Annotated in this window: 3 protein-coding genes; 2 read left to right on the top strand and 1 reads right to left on the bottom strand. The window is 63.6% G+C overall.

Annotated elements, in window-relative coordinates; translation table 11 throughout:
• Positions 1–7: 7 nt before the first annotated feature.
• A complete protein-coding gene (gene hflK / locus ACZ5WW_RS17025; protein ID WP_377166072.1) occupies positions 8–988 on the top strand; it encodes an FtsH protease activity modulator HflK in 981 nt (326 codons plus the stop codon).
• Entirely contained in the window at positions 988–2046 is a 1059-nt protein-coding gene (hflC, locus tag ACZ5WW_RS17020) for a protease modulator HflC (protein ID WP_377166074.1), read from the top strand. Before hflK ends, hflC begins: the two co-directional genes overlap by 1 nt.
• Before the next feature lie 296 nt (positions 2047–2342).
• On the opposite strand, the gene ACZ5WW_RS17015 is transcribed toward hflC, so the two are convergent.
• Complete coding sequence (locus tag ACZ5WW_RS17015; RefSeq protein ID WP_377166076.1) at positions 2343–16631, bottom strand: beta strand repeat-containing protein; 14289 nt, start codon at positions 16629–16631, stop codon at positions 2343–2345.
• Positions 16632–16720: the final 89 nt, after the last annotated feature.

Raw genomic sequence — 16720 nt, 5'->3', positions numbered from 1 at the left:
TCGTGGCATGAGCGAGGTACGACCTTTTCCCAATGCGCCGCAGATACGCATCAATCCGCGCCTGATCCTCTCGGGGCTGGTGGGGCTGTTTGTGGCTGTCGGCATTTTCTCGGGGGTGTACCAGGTGCCGGCGGAGTCGGTGGCGGTGGTGCAGCGTTTTGGGGGCTACCTGAAGACGGAGAACCCGGGGCTGCATTTCAAGCTGCCGTGGGGGATCGACACGATGACGCTGGTGGAGATTTTGCGGCAGCAGAAGCTGGAGTTTGGCTTTTCCACGAGAGGCGCGACGAATCCGTACCAGTATGCGGACTACGGTGATCAGGAGGGTGAGAAGACAATGGTAACGGGTGACCTGAACACGGCGCTGGTGGAGTGGGTGGTGCAGTACCATATCAGCGATCCGGTGGCGTATGTGTTCAACTTCCGCGAGCCGCTGCCGACGCTGCGAGACCTCTCCCAGGCGGTGATGCGCGAGGTGGTGGGGGACCGCACGGTGGACGAGGTGCTGACGATCGGGCGGCAGGAGATGGAGGCGAAGTGTGCCGAACGGCTGCGCGAGCTGGTGGCGGCGCTGAACATGGGTGTGCACATCGACCAGATCCAGCTGGGGAACATCAACCCGCCTGCGGATGTGCAGGCGAGCTTCAGCGATGTGAACCGCGCGAAGCAGGAGAAGGAGTCCGCGATCAACACGGCGAGCGGGAACTACAACCAGATCATCCCGAAGGCGCGCGGCGAGGCGGAGCAGAAGATCAAGGGCGCAGAGGGCTATGCGGCGAAGCGTGTGAACGAGGCCGAGGGTGATGCGGCGCGCTTCAAGGCGGTGCTGACGGAATACCTGAAGGCACCGGAGGTGACGAAGAAGCGCCTGTACCTGGAGACGATGAGCGATGTGCTGTCCCAGGTGCCGGGCAAGGTGATCCTAGATGACAAGGCCTCGTCTTTCCTGCCGCTGATGAATCTGCGCCAAACAACCCCTGCCAAATAATGAAAGCGTCTCTGATTTTGATTGTTGTCCTAGCGCTGGGCATCGTCGCGGGCTCCGGATTTTACACGGTGAGCGAGACGGAGCAGGTGGTGATCACGCAGTTTGGCATGCCAGTGGGCGAGCCGGTGAAGAAGGCCGGGCTGCACTGGAAGACGCCCTTTATCCAAACGGTGAACCGGCTGGACAAGCGGGTGCTGGAGTGGGACGGCCCCTCGGCGAACATGACGACGAAGGACAAGGTGATCGTGGTAGTGGATGTGTTTGGGCGGTGGGAGATCAGTGATCCGCTGGTGTTTTTCCGGCAACTGACGGATGAGCGGCGGGCGCTTTCAAGGCTGGATGACATCCTGGCGAGCGAGACGCGCATCGTGATCGCGAAGCATGATTTCATCGAGGCGGTGAGGACGACGAAGGACCGCAAGGCGGTGCGTGATGTGTCGAACACGAGCAGCGGAAGCGGGACGGTGCCGTCCACGGCGGACCTGCGGATCGGGGTGCTGCCACCGATCACGCACGGGCGGGTGGAGCTGGAGGCGGAGGTGCTGAAGAATGCGATCCCGAAGATCGAAGGGTATGGGATCAAGCTGCTGGATGTGAGGTTCAAGCGGATCGACTACGACCCCTCGGTGAGCCAGTCGATTCATCAGCGGATGATTTCTGAGCGCGAGCAGATCGCAAAGCTGCACCGTGCGGAAGGCGAGGGCGAGGCGGCGAAGATCAACGGGGAGCGGGAGCGTGACCTAGCGACAATCGAGTCTGAAGCGTACCGCAAGGTGCAGGAGCTGGAAGGCGCGGCGGATGCGAAGGCGACGGAGATCTATGCGAAGGCGTACAACCAGACGCCGGAGGCGGCGCAGCTGTTTGAGTTTCTGAAGACGATGGAGACGTACAAGACGCTGATCACGGCGGACACGACGATGATTTTCACGACGGAGAGCGAGCTGTTCCGCTTTTTGAAATCGAGTGATCCGAAGGCGGTGAAAGCGGCGGCGGGGGGCACGGCGAATGAGTTTACGCCGCTGCACAAGCTGCCGACGCTGATGGAAGTAGGGCGGTGATGAGTGTGGGGATGATCTTGATCCCTCCGTTTGGAGCGACTGAGATGTTCGCGCCCTCTGGACGATGTGAAAGCGTGAGGGATCGGGACGATCCCTCTCCTCCAGAGCCCTGATGTGATCGCAAAACACCTGCGGAGCATCACGTTCATTGGCTGCACGCAGCCTGGACTCTTTTTCAACTGCATGTGGCATCATCAAGCTGACCGGCCTGCGGAAAGCGGTGGCTGCGCTCGTTCCCCGCTGCGCAACCGCAGTCCAAATGGGGCGGGCGACATGCTATCAAACCGCCACTGGAATCAGATGGATTTGCGGCGGCGGAGCAGGAGGGTGGAGAGGCCGAGGAAGAGGAGGAGGATGCGGGAGGGCTCGGGGACGACGACGATGACGCCGTAGGTGGTGAAGGCGCTGGTGTCCCAGGAGAGGCCGGAGCCGGGCGAGATGCCGATGAGGTTGAGATCCGCGAGGGTGAAGCCGCCGCTGCCGGCGAGGGAGTCGGCGGTGCCCACGGTGGACCAGTCGAGCAGCTTGAAGATGCTGCCTGCAGTGAGGGTGGCGGAGTTGCCGATGACGGTGACGGTGCCTGAGGCGGTGACGCCGAGATTGAAGGTGCCGTTGGTGAGCCTGATGCTGTCGTAGTCTCCGGACTGGTTCCAGATGGTGGTGTAAGCGGTGCCGGAAGCACCGCCGTGGGTATTCAGATAGGTGAGGGCGGTGGTGGAGAAGTCGAAGGCGGCATCGACCTGCGAACTGGAGGTGATGCTGAGCTGAATCTGGCCGCCGTTTTGCACGTCCAGGGCTGTACCGGCGGCTGTGAAAGTGAGGGTTTGATTGCTGGTGTCTGTGGCACCAACGCCGGGGGCAAGAACGGCGCCGCTGGTGATGACGGTGGCCCCGGCGATGCTGGCGGAGCCGGAGAGTGTGGCAGCGGAGCTGACCGTGACGGTGCCGGAGCCTGCGAGAGCGCCGCCGGAGCCATCTCCCACCTGCAAGGTGCCTGCGGCGACGGTGGTGGCGCCGGTGTAGGTGCTGGTCTGGGTGAGGACGAGGGTGTTGGCACCGAGTTTTTTGAGACCCACGCTGTTCGCGCCGCTGTTGGTGTCTGCAATGACGCCGTCATAGGTGAAGCTGCCGCCGGTGGCGTTGGTGGTGTCGAGGCCGATGGCGGAGCCGTTGAGGAAACCGCCGGTGCCGGTGCCGAGGGATTTGATGACATCGACGTCCGAGGCGGTGAACTCACCGGTGCCGCCGACGTTGAAGGCGGCGGTGGCTCCGCTGCTGACGGTGAAGTTGGTGGCCGTCCAGCTTGCCTGGGTGTTGTTGTAGAATGCGGTTTCCAGAAGGAACTGCAGGGTGCCGGCGCTGACGGTGGTGCTGCCGGTGTAGGAGTTTGCACCTCCCATGTAGAGGGTGCCGGAGGTGGTCTTGGTGAAGGCTCCGCCACCATTGAGCTCGGCGAGATTTTTGAGGGTGCCGGAGCTGGTGACAAACGAGACTGCCGCAGCCGAGGTGCCGATGGTGCTGCCACTCATGTCAAGGGTGCCGCCGTCGAGAGTGACGGTGGCAGACCCCGCGCCGGCGCCGGTCCCTTTGATCACTTTGCCGGCAATGGTCACGCTGCCGCCGGTGATGTTCAGGCTGCCAGTGGTGGTCAGGCCGGTGGCAATGGAGTTGCTGGCGATCCGCACCGCCGCGCCGAGGCCGGCGCTGTCTGCGATGGTGACGGTGCCGCCGCTGATATTGACGACGCCCACGAGGGCATCCGTCCCGGTGACAGCGGTGTCTCCGCGTGCGATCTCCAGACCACCGCTGCCGATGGTGGTGGTGCCGCCGCCAATATTCAGGGTGCTGGTCCAGGTGTTGCTGGCGGCCGACGCGTTTGCCGTGCCTCCGTTGTCACCCACGACAACCGCAGTGGCATCCAGTGTGCCGGTGTCAAAGATGAAGGTGTCTGAGCGGTCGGTGTTACGATTCTGTCCGCCGATGGTCAGAGTGCTAACCAGGAGGTCGGCAGTGTGTCCGGAAAGATCCACCCGGTTTCCAGTCTGAACGGCGACGCCGGTGTTGGCGGAGCCTGTTCCCATATTGAACGCCACACGGCCGGTGCCGTCCGCAGCACGCAGGACGAGCGTGCCGGTGACGCCGCCGAAGGAGATGGAGCCGATGTCACGGCCGCCAGTGCCGACGTTGACGGTGTTGACGTTAAAGGCATTGGAGCCAGACCCCAGAACGAGCTGATTGACCTGGCCGACGGAATTGTTGTTCTGCGAGCTGTCACCGACATTGAGGAGACTGGCGGTGATGGTGGTGGAACCGGCGCCGGTGGAGGGAAGGATCAGGACGGAATATTTGTCACTGACATTGTTACCATTGGTGGGGTTGACGCGAACGACACCGGTGAGCGGGTCCAGGGAGATGATCAGACTGCCCAGGCCGCTGAGGTCTGCGACGGCCCTGTTTCCGACACTGGCGACGGATGTGGCACCGCCGACGGCAAAAACGCCGTTGGTGAGGGAATTGCTGACGACGAGGGAGCCGCCGCCGCTGGCGGTGAAGAGCGTGTTGGTCGAAGCGGCGCGGGCGGTGCCGATGGTGACGTTGCCATTGACTGTCAGGACTTCGGAGGCTCCGAGCAGCAGACGGCTGATGGCGGAGGGGGAGTCCGTCTGCACGAGCATGTTCCCGCCAAAGGTGGCGCTGGCGGTGGAGAGATCCAGGGTGCCTGCGGTAGTGATGGAATTGGTGCTGCCGAAGTTGAGCGCGCCCGAGAGATTCTGGTCTGCGGTGAAGCGCAGGATGCCGTCATTGATGCTGGTGGCGCCGGAGTAGGAACTGGCAGCGCCGAGGACCCAGGTGTTTGTGTCCGACTTGACCAAGGTCAGCACGCCAAGGCCGTATTCGCTGATGCTTCCCAGGGTGTTGGCGAGCGAGGAGTCCGAAAGGCCCCTGAGGGTGAGAGTCTTGTTTCCGGCGGTTTCAAAATGAACGCCGCCAAGGACGAGGGCACCGGTGCCGGAGGCGTCCAAGGTGACAGCGCCGGTGGTGCCCTGCATGCCGATGGTGCGATCACTGATGCTGCCGCCGCCATTGTAGATGAGCGTGGTGGCGGCGGTGGAAAGGCCCATGTGGATGACGCCGTCCTTTGCGGTGGCGGCGCTGCCGAGTGAGCTGGGACCACCGCCAACGCTGGTGATGGAAGCAAAGCTGAGAGTGCCGGCCTGGACTTCCACCGAGCCGGTGAAGGTGCTGAGGCCGGTGAGGGTCAGGGTGTTGGTCTGCGTCTTGATGAGGCCACCAGCCCCGGCCAGACTGGTGTCAATGCTGATGTCACCGGTGTTGACGAAGAAGAAGCCGGAGCTGGCGGTGATCGTGCCGGAGCCGAGAATCAGGGGACTGTCCCCATAAAAGGAGACCAAGCCCGCGGAAATGCGGTAAACGACCATGTCGAGCGTGGCACCGCCGAAGATATTGAGATCCCCGCCGAGGCCGGTGGCATTGTCCGCACCGAGGGTGAGCGTGCCGCCATAGACATTGGTGGCGCCGGTGTAAGTGGCGGCCGCATTGAGCGTGAGATTTCCAGCGCCTGCTTTGGTCAGGCCACCGAGGCCCGAACCGACCGACTGAGAAAGCGAGAGGTCGTTGCCATTGGTGTCGATGATGGCACCGCCCTGAAGGAAGGTGATGGTGCGGAGGGAAATGTCGTCTGTGAACCCGGCAGCGAGGCGCAGCGTGCCGCCGGCAAAGACCAGAGCGCCCGAAGACCCCCCAATGCTGCTGAGGGAGGAGATCTGGAGGACGCCCTCATTGAGGGTGGTCCTGCGGGCGCCGCCACCTGCCGTATTGGCGCCACTGAGGATGAGGGTGCCGCGACCCGACTTGGTGATGTCTGCGACGGAAGCGAGCGGAGAGCTGATGACTGCGGTGAGGTTTTCGAGAGTGGCGTACTGATAGGTCTGGCTGCTGGTGCTCAAAGTGGAGGGGATGCTCATGACGAAACGCGTGGCATCCGTGACGCTGAGGACAACGGCACCGGGGGCGATGCCGGCACCGAAGACCGGCATGCCTGGCTGCAGCCCGGCAGTGCTGGCCACGGTGACGACCGAACTGCCCAGGGTGGTGGAACCGGTGGTCAGGCTGTTGGAGGAGCTGGGATTGATGACGCTGAAGACATACTCGTTGGTGCTGCCCACGGTGATGCCGCCGTCGAAGCCGCCGAGGGTGGTGGTGTAGGCGGTGTTTGCGGTGGCCCCCGTGACAGTGAAGAGCAGCGCGCCGCTGGTGACGCCGAGCGTCTGGCCGGAGCCGGAACCGGTGACATTGAGAGCGGCTGTGGCGGCGTTGTTCAAGACGAGCGCATTGATGGCCCTGCCACTGAGCCCGGTGAGGTCTGCGGAGAGTGATTCGCGGACATTGCTGGTGGCAGCAGAGGAGGAGAAGGTGGTGTACTCGGTGGCGAAATCGAGCGGACGGAAACCCGCGCCGCTGACGTAGGTGACGAGCGAGTTGCCCATATTGGCGGCGGTGAGGGCTCCGGTGGTGGTCTCTCCGACAGCCCAGGGCACGATGCTGATGCTGGTGCTGCCTGCGAGGCCTCCGCCCCCGACGAGGGTGCCGATGAAGGCGGTCTGGTTTGCGGCGTTGCCGATCAGGAACTGGTTGCGGCTGCCGGTGGTGAGGCCCAAGGAACGCCCACGGACGCTGACGGTGGCATTGTTTAGACGGACGAAGTCTTCAGCGGTGATGGAGGCAATGCCCGTGCCGGTGGAGTTGGTGGTTTCACCGCTGAGGTAGTTTGCGCCAGAGGCGAAATTGAGATTGCCGATGGTCTCGCTGGTCGTGGCGCCCTGGTCGGTGCGAATGGCGAGGCCGCGCACGATGGTCTGGCCGCTGAAGGTGCCATCTGCGGAGTCGAGCGTGATGCCGGTGGTGTCCAGAATGCGAGTGCCGGAGCGGGTGGTGCCGTTGTTGTCGAGCAGCAGAGCGCCGCCTTTGCCCAGACGGAAGGTGGAGGCATTGACCTGACCGATGCCGCTGAGCTGAAGGGTGCCGCCAGCCACGGTGAAGACGCCTGAGAAGCCGGTGCTGATGTTGGTCAGATTGAGATTGCCCGCGCCGAGCCTGACGATGCCACCGGAGCCGGTGAAGAAGCCCGCGTAGGTGGTGCTGGAGACTTCATTGATGGTGAGCGTGTGGGTGCCCACGGCGACGGTGCCGTTGTCGGAATTGGTGGCGCGCTGGCCGCCGGAAAGGCGGCCGATGGTCTCGTCATCGAGGAGCTGCAGGGTGGTGTCGAGATAGGCGCTGAGGGAGACGAGGGAGCTGTCGCCAATGGCGTTGCCGCCAGCCACCTGAAGAACGCCCTGGAGGATTTCGGTTTCATCGGTGTAAACGTTGTTACCGGTGAGGAGAAGGGTGCCGGTGCCGGACTTGGTCACGGCCTGATTGGTGCGGATGTCCGAGCTGATGGTGAATGTCTGGGCGCTGTCCTGGGTGATGATGAGCTCGGTGACGCCCGAGGCGAGGATGCCGCCCTGAATGCTGGGTGTGCCGCCAACGCTGGAGGTGACGAGGATGCCGCCGCTGGCGATACTGAGGACACCGGTGGAGGTGATCTGAAGATCCGAACCCGACGCGGCGTTGAAGCGGAGGCTGTTGATGGAGAGCCCTTGGACGGAGCCGCTGAAGCCGGTGGTGTCATCGGTGACGTGGTCGCCAACGGCCCAGGTGGTGACGTCGTTTTTGACGGTGGAGATGAGGGCGACGATGTTGCCGCCGATGGTGTTGGTGGCGTTGGTGGCGAACCAGACGCCGGTGCCATCGTCCACGGTGGCAAAGCCGCTGGTGCCGAGGAGCCCCTGGGTGCCATTGGTCGTGGAGGTGATGAACCCATTGGTGGCGGTCTGTGCGCCGGTGGGGAGGATGAAACGGATGGTGCCATCCCGGTTGGTGGAAGTGCGGGTGATGGCGCCGAGGTTCAGCAGGATGTCCTGCCCGGAGGCGGGACTGAGCGTGATGGTGGCGGCACCTGCGTTGTCGCTGGTGGCGCTGCCGTCGAGAGTGGTGCCGCCCACGGTCTGGCTGGTGGCCGAAGTGGCATTGCCGACGAGAACCAGATTGCCGCCGAGGATTTCGAGGGTGGAGGCGGCGCGAAGCTTGGTGGTGTTGCTGGCGGTGTAGTCGAGAACGAGGGTGCCTTCATAGAGAATGGAGCTGCCCGTGGAGGCGAGTCCGCTGTTGTTGCCTTTGAGAGTGACGGTGCCGAGGCCGAATTTTTCGAGCGCGGTCGAGCCGGTGCTGGCGAGGCTGGCGCTGACGGTGCCGTTGTAGAGGTTGATGTCGCCACCAAGGACGGTGACGGTGCCGGTGCCGTCGATCTGGCCGACCTGGCCGTCAGCACGCTGGCCGACGTCGAGACGCGGCGTGGAGATGCCGAAGGTGTTGGTATTGAGGACCGCAGCCTGAGGACCGCCGGTGTCACCGAGGATGATGAAGTCGAGGCCGCCGCTGTTGGCGATGCCGTTGACATCATTGGCATAGAGATTGATGACCGCCCCGGTGCGGGCATAGAGGCCGCTGCTGGTGCCAGCCGGATTGGAGGCGGCGAGCACGCCGGTGGTGCTCAGATTCAGGACTGTGCCGACGCCGGTGACGATGACGTCATCGGCAATGGTGGCGGTGCTGCCCTGAAGGGTCCAGATGCCGGAGTTGACATTGATGTCCGCCACTGAGGTGCCGACAGGCTGAGAGATGCCGCCGCTGATGACGCCCTCTCCGGTGCCGGTGAGATTGAGGCTGTTGTCGGTGCCTTGTGTGATGGCGCCGGCATAGGTGATGACAGCGCCCGAGGTGCCGCTGGCGTCCAGAGTCACGCTGGCGGTGGTGGAGATGAGGCGGTCTGTATACTGGCTGGTGTCTCCGATGAAGCGGAGGGTGGAGGCACCGATGAAGCTGATGGAACTCCCCTGCCCCAGGCTGCTGGGACCGCCGCCGATGGCGGAGACGGTGTTGTATTCAAGAGTGCCCTCCTTGAGGGAAATGCCGCCGCCGAAGGTGCTGAGACCTGTGAGACGGACGGTCTGGCTGGTCACATTCCAGACACCAAGCTCGTCATTGATGGCGAGGCTGTAGCCCATGCCGCCGTCTGAGATGGCGGCGGAGATGATGAGAGGCCTGACGGCGGAGCCCTGGTAGCTGATGCTGGCGTTGTTGCCGAGGACGATGGCGTTGCTGATGCTGATGATGCTGAAGTTGTCGGAGGCCTGGGTGATGCGGAGGGCATTGTTTGCATTGGCGGCGCTGCCGATGGTGATGGTGCCGGTGAGGTTCACGATCATGTCGCTGACGGGAGTGCCGGAGGCGTCTGCGCTGAGCTCGAGAATGCCGCCGGGAGCGTCCAAGGTGATGTTTTGACCGAGGTTGTAAGTGGTGCCGCCGGCGGTGACAAACTGGATCCTGCCCATGCTGGCGGTGATGTTTCCGGTGCCGAGGCCGGTGACGGTCTGAGTCTGAATGGTTCCGCGGATGAGATTGATGCCGCCGGACCAGGCGCTGTTGTCTGCCTGGAAGTAGAGAGTGCCGGTGAGCTGATTGCCGGAGGAGAGGGTGGTGATGCTGTCCACGGTGAGGCTGCCCGGGCCGCTGACGGCACCGCTGAGCACCACATTGCCCTGGGTGGCGGTGAGCAGGGCTGAATTGGAGCCGCGCATGTTGATGAAGGATGCGGCGCTGACATTCACCGTGCCGGTGTAGTAGTTGTTTCCGGCATTGCCACCTGCGGAGAGAGTGCCGCCAGCGAGGGTGAGACTGTTGGCCACACCGGTGGCGGCGCTGTTGGCGGCACCGTTGTAATAGAAAGCACCGCCGGTGCCGATGGTGATGGTGGCGAGGTTGCTGTTGATCCTGCTGCCGAGGGCGGTGGCATCGAGGATTTCCAAAGCGCCCGCGTTGATGGTGATCGCCGCAGTGGCGGTGCTGTTGAAGGCGAGATCGGCGGCGGAGGTGAGCGTGACTTTGCCAGCGCCGTTTTTGGTGACATTGGCCTCGCCGGTGAGAGAGCCGAGCGAGAGGACGGAGGCGGCGTCTGCGACGGTCCAGGTCTGGTTTGCGACCATGCGAACGGAAGCGGTGATATTCACCGAAGCAGGACCGCCTGCGGTGATTTTGATGCCATCTGTCGCGACCTGGGGGGCGATGCTGAGGCGGTAGGAGGTGTCTGCGCCGGAGCCGATGGTGACGGAGACGGGTGTGTTTGCGCTGTTTGTGGCGGCTTCGAAGGTGAGCGAGTTGATCTTGAAGCTTTGCTCAAGGGTGGTGGAGACGGCGGCGCTGGTGGGTGCGTCCCATTGGAAGATGACGTCGGTGCCCTGCCCCGGAGTGGAAAGGGCGGCAATGGTGCCGGCTTTGTCCTGAGACCAGTTGCTGACGCTGCCATTCCAGGTGGTGTCTGAGAGCCCTCGCCAGTAGGAGGTGCCGGTGATGAGGGTGCCGGTGGTGATGGAGATGAGGGTGTCCGTCTGATGGATGGTGATGGAGCTGAAGCCACCCGGGGTGAGCCCGAGGATCCAGTCGCTGGCGCCAAGGGGTCCGGTGATGAGGCCGCCGTCTGCGGAGGAGATGAGATTGTAGGTCTGCAGGGGATTGAGACCGGTGTCGCTGAGATTGAGGGTGATCTTGCTGCCAGCGAAGAGCTGAAGAGTGCCGCCTGAGAGGAGGCCGAGGAGGTCGGTGCTGGCGTTGTCTCCTGCGACAAGGCCGTCTCCCACATTCAACCGGAGGGTGGTCATGGTGCCGCCGGCGGACCCAAGGGAGAGAAGGGTGAGGTGATTGAGCTGGCTGCCAGCGCCGTCGAGGAGGTTGAGGGTGGAACCGCTGTCCACCACCACGCTGGTGACTGCTGCGGGAGCGGCGATGCCGCCGGTGATGGCGAGGGTGGATGCGTTTGTGACGCTGAGGCCTGTGGTGCCATTGAGCGATGAGCCGATGGTGAAGGATCCGCCATTTACACTGGTGGTACCGGTGTAGGTGAGGGAGACGCCGTTGGAAATGGTGGCGCTGCCGGCACCTGTCTTGGTGATGGAAAGGGCGCCGCCGCCGCTGTTTTGGATGGCGTAGGTGCCGACACCCCCGCCGTAGATGACCGCCGAGTCGGCGGCACCGAAGGTGAGGGAGGCGGAGGAGGCAGAGGTGTTGTCGATGACGGTGGTGCCGTCGGTGCTGGCGGTGAGGCCGTTGACGGTCTGGGAGGTGCCGTTGAGATCGAAGGTGGCGGTGTCGCCATTGGCGAGCTCGGGGCTGAGCACGAGGCTGCCGAAGCCTACGCCGGATGGGAGGGCATTGTCCGCCCCCATGCGGAGAGTGCCGCGGTCAACATCGACGGTGGCGTTGTTTTGACTGAAATTTGAACCGGTGCCGCCGAGCTGGAGGACGCCATCTCCGGTCTTGGTGAGCTGGATGCCGAACGCGGTGGTGGTGGTGAAGGCGCCGCTGATGATGGTGGTGCCGGAGCCGTCGACGGTCCAGACGCGGTTGGCGTTGAGGGCGTTGGCGGTAATACCGGCAAAGGTCAGCGCCTTGCCGGAGGCGACGTTGTTGTTGAGGCCGGAGTTGTTGGCGGAGTTGAGCAGCTGAAAGGCGCTGGTGGTGGTGAGGCTGTAATCCCCAGCAAAGGCGGTGGTGGTGTTGTTGATGAGACGGACGGCGTTTGCGATGGTGCGGTCTGCACCGTAGGCAAAGAGGGTGCCGTTGCTCCAGTCGAGGGTGCTGGTGCCGAGGGCGCGGTCGTCGCCGATGCCGAGGGAGCCGGCGGTGAAGGTGGTGGTGCCGGAGTAGCTGTTGGCGGAGTTGGTGAGGATCCACATGGCAGAGCTGTCCACCTGAATGCCAAGGGTGCCGCCGAAGTCTGACAACTGACTGGTGATCATGTTGCCGGAGGCGTTGACGCCACGCAGGAGGAGGACCTTGTTGCCGGCGACCATGTCGTTGGCGACGTTGGTGAGGATGAGAGCGCCAACGCCATCGGCGTGGATCTGAGCGCTGCCGGTGGTGGTGTTGAGGCGGATTTTGCGGTCCGAGGTTTCGCCCAGGCCGACATATTCGAGGATGGCAGCGCCGGTGCCGCCGTTGCCGATGGTGATGGCGTTGGAATTCAGGCTGGCGTTGACCTCGGTGCCGACACTGGTGGCGCCGGTGCCGGTGCTGGAGCCGAGAGAGTCAACGACGAGGGTTCCCTGGTTTACATTGGTCTCGCCGCTGTAGGTGTTGGCGCCGCTGAGCACGAGGATGCCGGAGCCGAGCTTGCGTATGCCGGTGCCGGCGTCGCCAGAGATGACGCCACTGATGGTGGCGAAGTCGGCGCCGATGCTGGTGTTGTCATCCACACGGATGGCACGGAGAGCGGAGGCGTAGATCTGGCCGTCGGTGTAGGAGCCAGCGATGCCGCTGGTGTTGGCGGTGTTGGCGCTGATGGTGAAGGTGGTGGCGCTGTTGATGCTGACGATGTAAGCGCCTGATGGAACATTGGTGCCAGTGATGGACTGGCCCACGACAAGGCCGGCGGTGGAGGCCACGGTGACGGTGGAACTGTTTTGCGCGAGGGTATAACTCAAGCCGGGACCGAACCCGGCACCCGAGGCGGTGCCGAGGGAGAAGCCGCTGGCGAGGAGGACGTCGGACTTGGCCACCGGGGTCTGGCCGACGGCGGCGCCAAAGATGAGGCCGTCCCGGTTGTCGAGGAAGCCCGGGGTGCTGCCCCAGACGGGGGTGGAGCCCCAGTCGATGATGAGCTGAGAGCCGCCTGCGGCGAAGCCGCCACGGAAGGCTGCGGTATTGGCGGCAGGGGCGGCGAAGCTCATCTGACCTGCAGCCGTGCCAATGGTGCGGGAAAACGTGCCGGTGGAGGCGAAGATGCCGCCGTTGAAGACGAGGTTGGAAGCCGTGGGGAGGGAGATGCCGTCCTGCGCGTAGAGAACGCCGCCGCGGAGCTCGGTGACGCCGGAATAGCCGTTGGTGGCCTCGAGATACCAGACGCCGGCATCGGCCTTGTAAAGGGAGGTGCGGGCGGCACCGTTGTCGTTGATGATGGGGAAGAAGCGGTTGTCGCCGGAAGAGGCACCGCCAAGAACGAGGCCCTGGGCATTGCCTGTGGCTGCTGAGCCGAAGGCCAGGGCGCCGGTGTTGGTGAAGCTGAGCGTTGCGTTGTTCACGCCATTGGCCTGGATGCGGGCGCCGCCGTCCGCGCCGCCGTTGAAGGTGAAGAGGTGGTCGGTGAAATCATTGGTGGTACCGGCGAAGCTGAGACCGCCGTAGGCCTGGGTGCTGCTGGTGCCGGTGAAGACGAGATTGGCGGCGTCGCTGGTGGCGGCGCCGAAGCCGCTGGCGAAGCCGCCGTCCGCGACATTGTTCACGGTGACGATCCCGGTGGAGCCGATGGTGGTGACGCCGGTGTAAGTGCTGAGGCCGCTCCATGACATGGCTCCGGTGCCGAGCTTGGTGAGGCTGATGACGCCGTTGGTCTGGTCGATGATGCCAAATGAGGCGCCTGTGCCATTGCCGCCGCCAATGGTGAGGGTGACGGCTGCGGCGCTGGTGTTGGTAATGGTGCCGTTGTTGTTGAAGTCATCGATGCCTGTGATGACGTTCACGCCGTTGAGATCGAAGACGGCGCCCTGACGGATGGAGAGAGTGGCGGTGTTGTCGCCAATGCCCAGACGACCGCCTGTGGCAAGACGGACCGTGCCCTCGTTGATCGAGTTGACCCCTTTCTGAGCGTTGAGGCCTGCGATGATGAGCGTGCCGGCACCGACTTTGGTGAAGCCGCCGGTGGAGGTGCTGGTGATGGGGGCATTGAGAGTGAGCGTGCTGGCCGCGCCGTCCACATTGATGACGAGCACGCCCGTGCCGCCAGTGGTGACGCCGGTGCCGGAGATGGCGCCAGAGCCGCCCGTGAGGATGATGCCACCGGAGGCGTTGGTGGCGCCGGCGGTGCGAATGGTGAGGAGGCCGGTCATGGTGAGAATGCGTGATCCATTGATCTTGAGGGAGTCGATGGTGACGGCTGCATTGCTGAAGCTGCCGGTGATTTCATTGCTCCTGGCCGAAGTCAAAGCGGTGGCGCTGGTGGCGAAGTCGGCGTCGCTGGTGTAATCCGGCGCACGCAAGGCGAGCCCGGCACCGGGCACGAAGGCGAAGTCCGAACCGTTGTAGAAGAGCCCGGCATTGGCGATGTTGTTGGTGATGCCGGTGGTGGCGAATGAGACGGTGCTGCTGGCGGAGGGTGTGGCGATGTTGACCGTGGCACCACCACCCACGGTGCCGAGAGAGTCAAAGACGAGAGAGGCCGTGCCACCGCTGCCGGGGGTGAGCCTGATGGTGCCCGAGCCAAGGGTGGGAGTGAGCACGCCGAGGGTCTCGACGTTGTTTGTGCCGGCCTGGCCGACGAACTCCAGGGTGCCGCCGGCATACTGATTGACCTGATTGAAGACAATGGCCGAGGAGTCGGCCAGGATGGTGGAGGCTGCGGCGTTGGCCTTGAGCTTCAAGATGCCATTGGTGATGGTGGTGGTGCCGGTGTAAAGATTGGCCCCTGCGAGAACCCAGGTGCCGGCGTCCACCTTGGTGAGATTGACGAGGCCGCCTGCGGCGTTGTTGGGGATGATGCCGTTGATGGTGTTCTGAGCGATGCTGGAGCCACCGAGGGTGAGTGTCTTGGCATTTGAGGAGGTGCCGCCGGTGGCTGTGAAGTCGGCATTGAAAACAAGGCCGGGACTGGTGCCGGTCTGACTGGCGAGGATGGTGGCGCCGCCGGTGGTGCCCGCGAGATTGATGACCTTGCTGGTGGTCAGACTGGCCTGAGCGACGTTATTGCCGACAACGCTGAGAGTCGCCGCAGTGCCGCTGCTGCCGATGTTGATGGTGCCGGTGTTGTTGTTGATGGCGCGCCAGTCGCTGACGGCCAGCGTGCCGCCGCTGATGCTGACGGTGCCGTCGAGGGTCGAGGCGGTGCCGGTGATGGTGAGGGTGCCGGAACCGGATTTGACGAGGTTGTGGGAAAAATCAGCGGAGGCACCGATGATGTTTCCATTGATGAGCGTGTTGCCGTTGCCGCTGAGAGTGATGGTCCTGTTGCCGGTGTTTTCGGTGTTGCTCCAGAAGTTTCCGGTGAAGGTGAGCAGGGCGCCGCCCTGGAGATTGTTCGCCATGGTGGTGTCTCCGTTGCCGCCGTTGACCGGAGAGGTGGTGAAGCTCATGCCGTAGCCGTTGCGGCTGTTGAAGGTCAGGGTGATGCCGTCTTCATAAGACAGATTGCCGAAGGCGACGGTCTGATCTTTGACGGAGCTGTTTGGAGTGTGGTCAGCGTAGATGGTGCTGGCGGCGCGGAAATAGACATTGGCGTTCGACCCATTGGAGACCTTGACCTCCGGGGCGTCCATGAGCACAGCGAGGATGCCGCCGTTCAAGTCGAGCACGGCGCTGGTGGTGCCTGCGGTGCGGCTGCCGAGGACATTGGGCGAGTCGATGCGGACCACACTCTGACCGCTGGCGGCGCTGCCGCTGACGCGGATGGTGCCGGAAAAGCCGGAGGAGTCCGAAGGATTGAGGAACAAGGTGCCGCCACCGCTGCCCTCGAGCGTTCCGGAGCCCGTCAACACGCCGGTGACGCTGTAAAAGCTTGCGCCTGCCTGATTGGTGCCGCCCAGGGTGCTGATGGTCGTGGCCGCCGTGCCGAGCACGTTCAGCGTGCCGGTGAAGGAGAGCGTGCCGTCTGCCGAGATGATGCGGGTGCTGAGATTGGTGGCGACATACGGTGCGCCCATGGTGACGGTGCCGGAGAGGGTGTTGTTGCCAGTGCTGATCAAGGCGCCGCTGCGATCAGCAATGGGTCCCTGCCCCTGGAGCAGCAGATCCCGGGAGATGGTGATGCCACCACCGGAGCCGTCGAGCACCAAAGAACCGCCACCGAAGCCACGCAGGTTGGTGGAGGCGATGACGGGATTGAAGCCGGTCACCACAATGGCCGAGGAGTCGCTGCCGAGGGCCCCTTGGTCGGTGATGATGATGGAGCCATTGGCGATGGTGGTGGTGCCTGTGTAGAAGCTGGAGGTGTTGATGAGGCGGATGGTGCCTCCTCCAAGCATGGTGAGGCCTGAGGATCCTAAAATCAGATTGTCGATCGTGGCGGTAACCCCCAAGGCTGCCCGCAGAGAGGGCGAGGCTCCGGCGAGAGTGAAGTAGCCGCCGGTGAGTGCGAAACCGCTGCGAAGAAAGGAGAGCTGACCTACGGTGATGCCAGGGCTGAGCGTGACGGTGCTGAGGGTGGGCAGCACGGAAAAAGGCGCGCTGAAGATGGCGATGTCCGAGCTGGTATTGGGCCAAAGGCTGAGCGACGAGCCATTCCACCAGTTTGAGGTTGTGAGATCCCATGAACCGGTGCCGCCGAGGCCGGTACCATCGACATTGTTGCCAGAAGTGCTGGCATCTGCGTCCCAGTAGAAGGTGGCCGCTCTCGCAGACCCCAACTGACAGGTGAGCAGAATGGAAACGATGAACCGCTTCCATGAGGGAACACTGAACAGCTTACGAGAGACCTTCATGAACGTGTGGAAACAGTTGGGGTGCGGAGCCATGAGGGCGGCAGAATGCATCGTCCAATGGATGAGATGGGTTGAGCTAGAATGATCAG

Source organism: Prosthecobacter fluviatilis (assembly GCF_055388355.1).
This window is presented reverse-complemented; position numbering and strand designations above follow the sequence as displayed.